This window comes from Burkholderia sp. Ac-20379, from assembly GCF_017104645.1.
Taxonomy (GTDB): Bacteria; Pseudomonadota; Gammaproteobacteria; order Burkholderiales; family Burkholderiaceae; genus Burkholderia.
In genome coordinates this window covers 1-11,319 of sequence record NZ_JAAGPF010000249.1, presented here as the reverse complement: position 1 = coordinate 11,319, position 11,319 = coordinate 1, and the positions used below count along the sequence as shown (strand labels likewise).

Sequence of the window (11,319 nt, the reverse complement as noted above, 5' to 3'; positions counted from 1 at the left end):
TGCTGGTGCCGGCCTGCGTCTTGGTGGCGCGCGCCGGGGCCGGCGTGGCCTTCGCGCCGGTCGGCGGCGCGGACGAGCCGCCGATCGTCAGCCCGGCGGCTTCCAGGTTCGCGACCGATTTCTGCCCCAAGCCCTTCACGCGGCTCGCCAGATCGTCGGCGCTCTTGAACGGCCCGTTCTTGGCGCGTTCGTCGATGATCGCCTTCGACTTCACCGGGCCGAGGCCCTTGACCGACTCGAGCGCGGCCTGATCGGCCGTGTTGACCTCGACGGCGGCCGCAATCGCGGCGCTCAATGACAGCGACAACGCGACGAACAGCATCAGCAGCTTCTTCAGCATGACAAGGACTCCCCAGTTGAGCGGTGCAACCGCTGTTGGAACGGACAGACGATGATGCGATGCAAAACGGCCGGGTGATGCGATCAAGCATAGAACACGCGTGCTCTTTTCGGAGACGGCGCGCGCAGTGTTGCGCATTGCAGCGGGGGCTGTAAAGGGGCTGAGGGCAGGTCGTCTCGGTTTTGACGAAGTTTGACGCGGGTGGGAAGGCGGCGGGAAAGGGGGCTGGGGAGGGACGCGGGCCGGACGGCGCGGGGGGCGCTTGGCCCGAGGGGCCGCCGGTGCGCGGCGTGATCGTGCCGCCGTCGGCGAACGGCCGCCAAGGGGGAGGGGCCACGGGGCCGCTCGCCGCCCCGTCAGCCCTCGCCGCGCAGCCGGCGCCGGCTGATGCGGTTCAGATAAAGCACGAGCGCCGCGCCCGCGATCAGCAGGCTCGCGAAGTTCGCGCTCCAGAAGCCGCGCGCGCCCGTCAGCGGCGCAGGCACCCAGCCGCCGATATCGAAGCCGAGCAGGTAGCCGCCGCCCACGCCCACGCCCCACAGCGCCACGGCGTAGATCACGGTCGGCACCACGGCCACCTTGTAGGCGCGCAGCACGAAGGCCGTGGTGACCTGGATCGCGTCCACGCAGTGATAGAACGCCACGATCGTGACCAGCGGCAGCGCGGCGGCCATCACGTCCGGGTTCGGCGTATAGCCGTCGATGATCGCGTGGCGCAGCAGCAGCACGACGCATGCATAGCCGACCGCCGTCATGCCGGCGAACATCACGCCGTGCCGCGCCAGGAGCCGCGCCTCGTCCGGGCGGCCCGCGCCGAGTGCGCGCGCCACCAGCGTGGAGGCGGCGATGCCGATCGACAGCGGCGTCATGTAGAGCACCGCGCCGAGGTTGCCGGCGATCTGGTGCCCGGCCAGCACGGTGGTGCCGAAATGCGAGATGAACAGCGCCATGAACGTGTACGACGTCACCTCGATCAGGTAGGACAGCCCCATCGGCAGCCCGAGCTTGAGCAGCGCCTTCTGGCGCGCCCAGGTGGGGGTGCAGAAGCGCGCGAAGATGCCGAGCGGCGCGAACACGTTCAGGCGCGCCACCAGCGTGAAGGCGATCAGCGCCAGGCCCCAGTTGATCAGCGTGCTGGCCAGCCCGCAGCCGGGGCCGCCGAGCGCCGGCACGCCGAGGCCGCCGAAGATGAACCAGATGTTGAGCGGGATCTTCAGCGCGAGCGCGCCGATCTGCAGGATCATCGCGAGCCGCGGCTTGCCGGCCGCATTGGTCAGCGCGTTGTAGATGCGGAACATCAGGCTGGCCGGCAGCCCGAACGCGAGCACCCGCAGGTAATCGACGGTGCGGTCGTGGAGCGCGCTCGGCGTGTGCGCGAGGCGCAGCAGCAGTTCGGGAAAGTGCAGCAGCAGGAAGCCGGGCACGGCGAGCATCGCGGCCAGCCACATCGCCTGGCGCACCTCCTCGCCGATTTCATGGAAGCGCCGTGCGCCGTACAACTGCCCGGCGATCGGCTGCAGCGCCGACAGGATCCCGGTCAGGCCGATATAGATCGACACGTAGATCGACGAGCCGAGGCCCAGCGCCGCCAGATCGACCGCCGAATAGCGGCCGACCATCGCGGTGTCGATCACGCCGAACGCGATGATCGCAAGCTGGCCGATCAGCACCGGCCAGGCGAGGCCGGCGATCCGGCGGACGTCGCTCAGCATGGTCAATCGCGCGGCACGCGTGCGCCGCGCGTGTAACGGCGGCGAATCGGCGCCTTGGGCCGTTCGATGCGTTCGTAGAGGCGGAAGCGCTCGTCGCGGTCGGCCGCGCGGCGGCCTTCCCACACCAGGCGCCAGACGTATTGCGAGATCGAGCTCGGCTCGCCGTAATCGGCCGGATCCTGGCGCAGGATCACGTCGCAGTCGTCCGTGAACGAGAAGTGCATGTCGCCGAAGTAGGCGAAGGTGGCGATCTGCGCGTCGCCGAGCCGCACCGGCGAGATGCACTCGTAATCGGCGGGCAGGTGCGCGGCGATCTGCACGGCCACGTCGCGGTAGGTCCGGCTGTAATTGACGAACGGCAGCCACAGCGTCATCAGCAGCACCCACATCAGCGTGGTGCCCGCGCCCGACAGCACCACGCTGCGCCACAGCACCTTCGGCTGCCGCGAGATGCGCCAGCGCACCAGCGCGAACCAGCACAGCGTGGCGACCAGCGCGCAGGCGAACGCCAGCGCGTTGAAGTGCGATTCGTAGCCCGGCACGAGGCGGCCGAGGTTGCGCGCGAGCGGATGCGGGAAGCCCGTCACCGAGGCGAGCCAGACCAGCCAGACGAAGCTGCCGAGGATCGTGAAGCTGAGCACCGCGAACCAGTCGAACGCGTTGATCGCGCCGCGCTTGAGCGTGGGCAGCGCGAACGTGGCCAGCACCGCGAGCGGCGGCAGCAGCAGCATGTAGACGCGGTTGGTTTCCTGGCTTTGCAGGATCACGAGCGCCACCAGCGGCACCGCCACCGCCACCGGAATCGCGATGTGCGGGCGGCGGCGCCAGCCTTTCCAACTGACCCAGGCCCAGATCGCGAGCGGCCAGGCCGGCCAGGTGAACAGCGGCAGGTTCTTGGCGGCGTACTTGAGCACCGTGGTGGGCGGCCCCGAGAAGCGCATCAGGCTGCCGTGCAGCCACTGGTTGAGGAACCACGATGCGTCGTCCGGGTAGAACGAGAGCGCGGCGAGCGGCCACAGCGCGAACAGCGCGGCGGCGATCGGCAGCCCGACCAGCGCGAGATGGCGGTGGCGCACCTCGGGCGTGATGGCCATCAGCACCACGGTGCCGAGCAGCAGCGCGCCGGTCAGCACCGGGTTGCCGGACAGCAGCAGCAGGCCCGTGGCCACGCCCCACCAGGCGGCGCCGTGCAGCGGCTTGTCGGTCAGGCGCACGAGCCCGTAGACGAACATCGCGATCCAGGCGAACTGGGCGAGCTGCGGCGTGGTTTCGTGGCCGCGCTCGGCCAGCCCGAAGCAGGCGAGCAGCACCAGCAGCGCGCCGTCGGCCAGCGTGCGGCCGTAGTCGCGGGGCTCGGGTTCGCCGCCGAACGCGTACTTGAACGGCTGGACTTCGGCGCGGCGGCCGAGCAGATAGGCGGTGTACCAGACGAACGCGCTGGCGACGCAGAACAGAATGCCGGTGGCGATGCGCGAGGCGTTGCTCGCCGAGATCCACGGGCCGACGAGCTGGATGCCGAGCGCGCCGAGCCAGTAGCCGAGCGGGCCGTCCGTCGTGACGAACTTGCCGACCAGGTTCGGCAGCAGCCAGTCGTGCGCCGAACCGCCCGCCATCGTCCACATCACGCCGAAGCCGGCTGCGTCCTCGTTCTTCCATGGGTCGCGTGCGAACAGGCCGAATCCCGCGTAGACGATGCAGAGCGTGAGCAGCAGCCAGCGCGGCAGCGCGCGCGTGGCGGAGGCGGTGAGACGGACGACGGGCTTCATGCAGTGAATGACTTGTTATGAGTGGGCGCCGGGCGGCGTTGCGAGGCGCCGCCGTTTTCGGGCATCCGGCATTGTAGACGTTGCGGACAGGCGGTGCCGCGACGCGCGCGGAAGCCGCAGACGAAAAAAGGGCAGCCTGGGGCTGCCCTTTTTCTGGCGTGCCGAGCCGGCAAACTGCCGGCCCGTGTCGCGCGCGACTGGCTTACGAAGCCTTGCCGCTGGCGCGTGCGCCGAACTTGTTGCGGAACTTCTCGACGCGGCCTGCCGTGTCCATGATCTTTTGCTGGCCGGTGTAGAACGAGTGCGATTCCGACGAGACTTCGATCTTGGCGAGCGGGTAGGTCTTACCGTCGAGTTCGATCGTTTCGCGCGTTTGGATGGTCGAGCGCGTCACGAACTTGAAGCCGTTCGACATGTCTTGGAAGACGACTTCGCGGTAATTCGGGTGAATGCCAGGTTTCATGATGTTTCCTGTAATGGAGCGGTAGCCAACCCGCCGCGCCGTCCTGTGAACCGGAACCGGTGCCTGACGAGCCACTTGCCTAGGGTCGAAAAACGGCGATTATGCCAGAAAATCAGACGGTTGGCGATTATTTGCAGCGCCTGTCGCGGCGGCGCGAAGCCGCGACGGGCGGGCCTGCGGCGGCTGTCCGCGGCTCAAACCGCGGGCAGGCCGTCGAGCGCGCCGGTGCCGGCCGGATCCTGCCGGTAATAGTGGGCGAGCAGCCGGTACAGCTCGGGGAATTCGGCTTCGAACGCGGTCGGGCGCACGAACAGCGCCTCGCTGCACACGGCGAAGAACTCCGACGGGTGATCGGCCGCGTAGGGATCGATCAGCGAATTGCGCTCGAAGCGCGCCCAGGCGCGCTCGGGCACGGCGTCGACGCGATCGCAGAAGCGGTCGTACGCGTGGTCGAACACGTTCTCCCAGCGCGTCGCGTCCAGATGCGGCGCATGCAGGCGGCGAAAGAGGGGCGGATGGCCATCGGTTTCGCCGCTCAGCATGTCGATCTTGTGGGCGAACTCGTGGATCACGACGTTGTAGGCGTCGCTGCCGTCCGACATCTGCACGTCCTCCCACGACAGGATCACCGGGCCGCCTTGCCAGGCCTCGCCGCTCGCGTCGTGTTCGACCTCGTGCACCACGCCGTCCTCGTCCTCCACCGTCTTGCGGATCACGAACTCGCCCGGATACACCACCACGCCCACCCAGCCGCGGTACAGGTCGAGGCCGAGATTGAGCACCGGCAGGCAGGCCTGCACGGCGATGCCGACCGTCATCGCGTCGGTCAATTCGAGCCCATGCGCCGTGGAGAACGATTTTTCGGCGAGAAAGCCGCTCGTCATGTCGCGCAGCCGCGTGCGATCCGTGTCCGACAGCGTCGACAGGAACGGCAGCCGGGCGAGCGTGTCCGCCCACAGCGCGTCGGGAATCGGGAAGCTGCGCAGCGCGCGGTCGCGGCGGCGCGTGTCGAGCCACCGGGAAAGTCGGGAGAGCATCGGGTGCGAGGGGCGTGACGAAACACGCGCACGTTAGCTCAATCGATGGTTTTTTGCCAGGCTGCGATCGCGCCGCCGCACAGCGCCACGCCGGCCACGAACAGGAAGCCGTCGAGCGAGGTCAGGAACGCGGCCTGACGCGCGATGGTCTGGCCGATCGCGGCCAGCGCGAGCGCATGCGCCTCGTTCGCCGCGTAGCCCGCGCCGGCGAAGCCGTGCGTCAGCGTGTCGAGCGTCTGCACGAACGCGGGGTTGAACGGATTGGCCTGTTCGAACAGGCGCTCGCGGTGCAGCGCGTCGCGATGCTGCTCGACGATGATCACCGAGGCCGTGGCGAACGACAGCGTCAGTTGCTTGAAGATGTTCTTCAGGCGGTAGCTGTGCGTGTAGTCGTCGATCGAGAACGCGCGGAACGTCAGGTTCGCCACCGGCAGCACGATGAACAGCAGCAACAGGCCGCGCATCAGCAGCGGCACGATCAGTTGCGCCTCGCCGACGGCCGGCGTCATGCGCGACATCGCGAACGCGGTGCCGGCCGCGAGCGCGAAGCCCGGCACGATCACCCATTTCTTGTGCGAGACGTATTTCGCGTAGCGCAGGTAGACGAACAGCGCGCTGGCCGCGATCAGCGAGGTGATGCCGGTCAGGCGGCCGGCGTTCTCGACCGGATAGCCGAGCCCGGCCTCGAGAAAGCGTGAGGTCAGATAGCTGAACGACGTGGTGATGTAGTAATAGAACACGTAGAGCAGCAGGCCGATCTGGAACGTGCGCTGGCGGAACGCCGACATCCGCACCAGCGGCGACGGATGGTTCCACTGCTGGCGCGCGAACCAGGCCAGCGACCCGAAGCCGGCCGCCGTCAGCAGGATCAGGAGCGGCGACGACAGGAACAGCTGATAGCGCACCTGCTGCATGACGATCTGCAGCGCGGCCTGCGCGAACGCGAAGATCACGTACGGCCAGATATGCGTGTTGGTGCGCTCCTCGGGCGGCGCGTGGCCGGAATCGGGCAGCGCGCCGAACGCGAGGGCGCCGAACAGCAGCGCCGGCGCGACCGTGCAGGCGAACAGCGCGCGCCACGTGAAATGCGCGACCAGTTCGCCGCCGACGATCGGCGCGAGCGAGGTGCCGAGCAGCAGCAGGATCAGGAACGCGCGCGTGGCGCGCGGCCGTTCCTGCGGTGTGTAGCTGATCTGGATCAGGATGCGGCAGGCGCCCATGATCGGGCCGATGAAATAGCCTTGCAGGCCGCGCGCGAACGCGAGTTGCAGCGACGTGTCGGCCAATGTGGCGGCCACCGCGCCCGCTGCGTAGAACACCATGCAGCCGCTCACGTAGCGGCGATGGCCGACGCGGTCGATCCACCATTGCTGCTGGAGAATGCCGAGCACCGCCGCCATCGCATAGCTGCTCGACGACCACACCAGTTCGTCGGGCGAGGCGTTGACGCCGCCGGCGATATAGCTCGCGAAAAACGAAAAGATCGCGTTGTCGAAGTAATCGAGGCCGGTGACGAGCGCGATCACCCACGGGAACAGGCCGCCGCGCAGCGTCGCGACGCTCCAGAACGCGGGGCGCGTGCCGGTGCCGTTCATGCGCCCGTCTTGCGGGGGCGGCGGCGTTGGGCGGCGGCCTGCCGTTTGGCGATCAGCTCGTCGGGGTTGTCGCCGGCGAGGCGGCGTTCGACGTAGTCGATGTCGTGCTGCAGTTCGGCGCGTACGGCCTCGACTTCGCGCAGCTCGCGGCGGGCCGCCGCGATGCGCGCGTCGAGCCGGGCGATCTGCCCGGCCAGGTCGGTGTGGATGTCGCGCAGCGAATGATCGGAGTAGCGGCGTCGCCCGTTGTCGCCGGCCGGTTCGAGCGGGCGCTTGAGCATTTCCGTGATGCCGTGCAGCGAGAATCCGATCGCGCGCAGCCGCAGGATCCGGGCGAAACGGTCGAGATCGGCTTCGTCGTAGAGCCGGTAGCGGCCCTCGCTGCGGCTCGGCGTGACCAGCCCGCGCTCTTCGTAGTATTTCAGCGTGCGTGGCGTGACGCCGAGCCGCTCGGCGGCATCGCGCACGGTCAACAGCGTGGCATCGGCGGGGCTGGGCATTGGCGGTGTGCGGCGTGACGGAATGGCACGGATTGTAGGTCAACGTGTACGTTCACGTACAGGTTGCGGCGTGCAATGGATTGCTGCATGAATCGGTGAAATCGCGTGAAACGGGCATGAAAAAACCGCCCCGGAGGGCGGTTTTGCCTTGCTGCGCGTGCTGCCGTGGCCGGATTGCCGGCCGTGGGTCAGCCGCCGCGGCGCATCAGGTCGAAGAACTCGGAATTGCTCTTGGTCTGGCGGATCTTGTCGAGCAGGAATTCCATCGCTTCGACTTCGTCCATGTCGTGGATGAACTTGCGCAGCACCCAGATCTTCTGAAGGATGTCGCCCTTGATCAGCATTTCCTCGCGGCGCGTGCCCGACTTGTTCAGGTTGATCGACGGGTAGACGCGCTTTTCCGCGAGACGGCGCTCGAGGTGCACTTCCATGTTGCCGGTGCCCTTGAACTCTTCGTAGATCACGTCGTCCATGCGGCTGCCGGTTTCGATCAGCGCCGTGCCGATGATGGTCAGCGAACCGCCTTCCTCGATGTTGCGCGCCGCGCCGAAGAAGCGCTTCGGGCGTTGCAGCGCGTTGGCGTCCACACCGCCCGTCAGCACCTTGCCCGAGGCCGGGATCACGGTGTTGTAGGCGCGCGCGAGACGCGTGATCGAGTCGAGCAGAATCACCACGTCGTGCTTCATTTCCACGAGGCGCTTGGCCTTCTCGATCACCATTTCGGCGACCTGCACGTGGCGCGTGGCCGGCTCGTCGAACGTCGAGGCGATCACTTCGCCGGCGACCGAGCGCTGCATTTCCGTCACTTCTTCCGGGCGCTCGTCGATCAGCAGCACGAACAGAATCACGTCGGGGTGGTTCTGCTTGATCGCGTGGGCGATGTGCTGGAGCATGACCGTCTTGCCCGACTTCGGCGAGGCGACCAGCAGGCCGCGCTGGCCCTTGCCGATCGGCGCGATCATGTCGATGATGCGGCCGGTGACGTTCTCCTCGCCGCGCATTTCGCGTTCGAGCGAGAGCGGCTTGTTCGGGTGCAGCGGCGTGAGGTTCTCGAACATGATCTTATGTTTCGAGGCCTCGGGCGGCTGCCCATTCACCTTGTCCACCTTGACCAGCGCGAAATAGCGCTCGCCGTCCTTCGGCGTGCGCACTTCGCCTTCGATCGTGTCGCCGGTGTGCAGGTTGAAGCGGCGGATCTGCGACGGGCTGATGTAGATGTCGTCCGTGCTCGCGAGATACGACATCTCGGGCGAGCGCAGGAAGCCGAAGCCGTCCGGCAGGACTTCGAGCGTGCCGTCACCGAAGATCGTCTCGCCCGTCTTGGCGCGCTTTTTGAGAATGGCGAACATCAGCTCCTGCTTGCGCAGGCGGTTCGCGTTTTCGATCTCCAGGCCATTGGCCATTTCGATCAATTCGGAGACGTGCAGAGACTTGAGCTCGGATAAATGCATACGGAGAACCCGCCAGGGAGGAGAAGATGCTGCGAAAGAATATAGGGAGGAGGGCGAGCGGAAACGCTCTGAGACTTTTGCGTCGGATGGCGACGTCGATTTAAATTCTAGCACACGCCGATTCGGGCTTGCTTTTCCGTTCGGCGCTTACGCAAAGCGCCTGTTGCCGGTTGGCAACAGGCGCTTTGCGGGAATACTACGGCTTTTTACAGGTGGCTGTCGAGGAATGCCGTCAGTTGCGACTTGGACAGCGCGCCAACCTTCTGAGCGGCGAGCACGCCGTTCTTGAACAGGATCAGCGTCGGGATGCCGCGCACGCCATACTTGGCGGGGGTTGCGGTGTTGTCGTCGACGTTGATCTTCGCGATCTGCAGCTTGTCGCCGTATTCCTTCGCGACGTCGTCGAGAATCGGGGCGATCATCTTGCAGGGGCCGCACCATTCGGCCCAGAAATCGAGCAGGACGGGCTTGTCGGATCTGACGACGTCCTGTTCGAACGATGCGTCGCTGATGTGTTTGATCTGTTCGCTCATTGGGTCAATACCTCATTTGTTTCGGGGACTGCCTGCGGGCGCCGGTCAGGTGCGCCGGCCGCCGGTTACAGGCAGCTCCGCCCCGCGAAAACGGTGGCGTGAAGCGCTGCAAACCGTGGTTCGCGGGTCACTCGGGCGTCATATTAGCCTAAATTGCTATCTGCCGTGGGCGGCGATAGTATCCGCTTCGCGAGTAGGGCTGTAGGGCGCTACCAGCGACGCAACGGATGTGGGTATGGCCCGGCCGAATGCAAGAGTCGGTAAATCGCGCGGCATTTTTCCCGGGTGAATGTGGCTGGCGTGCATGCCGCCACGATCGAACGATATTGCCCGGCTCTCCGGCGCCACGCATCGATTGCGATATTCCGGCCGAAGGTGCCGATATATTGCGCATCGCGGCGTTAATTCGATAGCGCGTACCCTCCGAAGCGCAATGCGATCGATAAATCGGTCGCGTTCGTATCGAACCGGTGTTAGAATACGCCGTGACGGGCCTCCTCGCATGGTGGGCCGGTGAACCTGGTCAGGTCGGGAACGAAGCAGCCACAACCGTTTTCCGCCAGTGCCGAGGGTCAGGCTCGTCACCCTTCCCCTTAGTTGTTCTGTTTCGCTCATCTGTCGCATTCGCGGCGTCTCGATTTCCTCTTGTTTTCCCCGTTCGATCACAGCATGGCGTCGTGCCGTTTGCATGATTGCGTCGTTTGCCGTCGTCCGTTTGCGGCGCGCGCGAATCTCGGTCGCATCGGTCGCTTGGCTGTCGGCGGCACGATATGTTGCTGATACAATTTCGCGATGACCTATCAAGTTCTCGCCCGCAAGTGGCGTCCGAAGGATTTCGCTTCGCTCGTCGGCCAGGAGCACGTCGTCAGGGCGCTTACGCACGCGCTCGACGGCGGGCGTTTGCATCACGCCTATTTGTTTACCGGCACCCGCGGTGTCGGCAAGACCACGCTGTCCCGGATCTTCGCCAAGGCGCTCAATTGCGAAACCGGCGTGACCTCGCAGCCGTGCGGCGTCTGCCGTGCCTGCCGCGAGATCGACGAAGGGCGTTTCGTCGACTACATGGAGATGGACGCGGCCAGCAATCGCGGCGTCGATGAAATGGCCGCGTTGCTCGAGCGTGCCGTGTATGCGCCCGTCGATGCGCGCTTCAAGGTCTACATGATCGACGAAGTGCACATGCTGACGAACCACGCGTTCAACGCGATGCTCAAGACGCTCGAAGAGCCGCCGTCGCACGTCAAGTTCATCCTCGCCACCACCGATCCGCAGAAAATCCCCGTGACCGTGCTGTCGCGCTGTCTTCAGTTCAATCTGAAGCAGATGCCGGCGGGGCATATCGTCACGCACCTGGAGCGGATTCTCGGCGAGGAGCACGTGGCATTCGAGCCGCAGGCGCTGCGGCTGCTCGCGCGCGCGGCGCAGGGCAGCATGCGCGATGCGTTGTCGCTGACCGATCAGGCGATCGCCTATTCGGCCAACGAGGTGACCGAGGCGGCTGTGTCCGGCATGCTCGGTGCGCTCGACCAGACTTACATGGTGCGCCTGCTCGATGCGATCGCCGCGGCCGACGGCCCGGAAATCCTCGCGATCGCCGATGAAATGGCGCTGCGCAGCCTGTCATTCTCGACGGCGCTGCAGGATCTGGCCGGCCTGCTGCACCGGATCGCCTGGGCGCAGTTTGCGCCGGCCTCGGTGCTCGACGAATGGCCTGAGGCCTCGGATCTGCGCCGTTTCGCCGAATTGCTCGGCCCCGAGCAGGTTCAACTCTATTACCAGATCGCCACGGTAGGCCGCGGCGAAATGGGGCTCGCGCCCGACGAATACGCCGGTTTCACCATGACGCTGCTGCGCATGCTGGCGTTCGCGCCGTCCGGCCCGGGCGGCGGCGGTGGGGCCGTGCCCGGCGCGGCGCCTGCCAA

The 11,319-nt window shown here is 66.5% G+C and carries 10 protein-coding genes and 1 other RNA gene; 2 read left to right on the top strand and 9 right to left on the bottom strand.

The window, feature by feature from the left end; genetic code table 11:
- The 9 genes from G3N92_RS24700 to trxA form a co-directional block, all read right to left on the bottom strand.
- A partial coding sequence (locus tag G3N92_RS24700; RefSeq protein ID WP_206130221.1) for a helix-hairpin-helix domain-containing protein occupies positions 1 to 340 on the bottom strand: 340 nt, incomplete at its 3' end.
- A gap of 356 nt (positions 341 to 696) precedes the next feature.
- On the bottom strand, positions 697 to 2,052 hold the full coding sequence (locus G3N92_RS24695; RefSeq protein WP_206130220.1) for an MATE family efflux transporter: 1,356 nt from the start codon (positions 2,050 to 2,052) through the stop codon (positions 697 to 699).
- 2 nt (positions 2,053 to 2,054) lie between these two features.
- Positions 2,055 to 3,818 (bottom strand): glycosyltransferase family 39 protein, encoded by a 1,764-nt coding sequence (locus G3N92_RS24690; protein WP_206130219.1) that lies wholly within the window; start codon positions 3,816 to 3,818, stop codon positions 2,055 to 2,057.
- Positions 3,819 to 4,020: 202 nt separating this feature from the next.
- Positions 4,021 to 4,281 carry a type B 50S ribosomal protein L31 gene (locus G3N92_RS24685; protein WP_206130218.1) on the bottom strand — a complete coding sequence of 87 codons (261 nt, stop codon included), beginning with the start codon at positions 4,279 to 4,281 and terminating at the stop codon, positions 4,021 to 4,023.
- 194 nt (positions 4,282 to 4,475) lie between these two features.
- Positions 4,476 to 5,318, bottom strand: coding sequence for a M90 family metallopeptidase (locus G3N92_RS24680; protein WP_206130217.1), 843 nt, complete (start codon positions 5,316 to 5,318; stop codon positions 4,476 to 4,478).
- A 38-nt stretch (positions 5,319 to 5,356) separates the two neighbouring features.
- The gene (locus G3N92_RS24675) at positions 5,357 to 6,913 is read right to left on the bottom strand and encodes an MFS transporter (protein WP_206130216.1); all 1,557 of its coding nucleotides are present in this window, start codon (positions 6,911 to 6,913) and stop codon (positions 5,357 to 5,359) included.
- Positions 6,910 to 7,413 (bottom strand): MerR family transcriptional regulator, encoded by a 504-nt coding sequence (locus G3N92_RS24670; protein ID WP_206130215.1) that lies wholly within the window; start codon positions 7,411 to 7,413, stop codon positions 6,910 to 6,912. The genes G3N92_RS24675 and G3N92_RS24670 overlap by 4 nt, the downstream gene beginning before the upstream one ends.
- Positions 7,414 to 7,601: 188 nt before the next feature.
- Positions 7,602 to 8,864, bottom strand: coding sequence for a transcription termination factor Rho (rho, locus tag G3N92_RS24665; RefSeq protein ID WP_206130214.1), 1,263 nt, complete (start codon positions 8,862 to 8,864; stop codon positions 7,602 to 7,604).
- Positions 8,865 to 9,070: 206 nt separating this feature from the next.
- A complete protein-coding gene (trxA, locus tag G3N92_RS24660) occupies positions 9,071 to 9,397 on the bottom strand; it encodes a thioredoxin TrxA (protein WP_206130213.1) in 327 nt (108 codons plus the stop codon).
- A 487-nt stretch (positions 9,398 to 9,884) separates the two neighbouring features.
- On the opposite strand from trxA, the gene ffs reads away from it, so the two are divergent.
- Positions 9,885 to 9,983: signal recognition particle sRNA small type (gene ffs, locus G3N92_RS24655), an RNA gene on the top strand.
- 206 nt (positions 9,984 to 10,189) lie between these two features.
- Positions 10,190 to 11,319: DNA polymerase III subunit gamma/tau (gene dnaX, locus G3N92_RS24650; protein WP_206130212.1), on the top strand; the 1,130-nt coding region annotated here is incomplete at its 3' end.

Excerpts from the sequence above, each read along its gene's own strand:
- G3N92_RS24695 (WP_206130220.1), bottom strand. The coding sequence starts at position 2,052 with ATGCTGAGCGACGTCCGCCGGATCGCCGGCCTCGCCTGGCCGGTGCTG.
- G3N92_RS24690 (WP_206130219.1), bottom strand. The coding sequence starts at position 3,818 with ATGAAGCCCGTCGTCCGTCTCACCGCCTCCGCCACGCGCGCGCTGCCG.
- G3N92_RS24685 (WP_206130218.1), bottom strand. The coding sequence starts at position 4,281 with ATGAAACCTGGCATTCACCCGAATTACCGCGAAGTCGTCTTCCAAGAC.
- G3N92_RS24680 (WP_206130217.1), bottom strand. The coding sequence starts at position 5,318 with ATGCTCTCCCGACTTTCCCGGTGGCTCGACACGCGCCGCCGCGACCGC.
- G3N92_RS24675 (WP_206130216.1), bottom strand. The coding sequence starts at position 6,913 with ATGAACGGCACCGGCACGCGCCCCGCGTTCTGGAGCGTCGCGACGCTG.
- G3N92_RS24670 (WP_206130215.1), bottom strand. The coding sequence starts at position 7,413 with ATGCCCAGCCCCGCCGATGCCACGCTGTTGACCGTGCGCGATGCCGCC.
- rho (WP_206130214.1), bottom strand. The coding sequence starts at position 8,864 with ATGCATTTATCCGAGCTCAAGTCTCTGCACGTCTCCGAATTGATCGAA.
- trxA (WP_206130213.1), bottom strand. The coding sequence starts at position 9,397 with ATGAGCGAACAGATCAAACACATCAGCGACGCATCGTTCGAACAGGAC.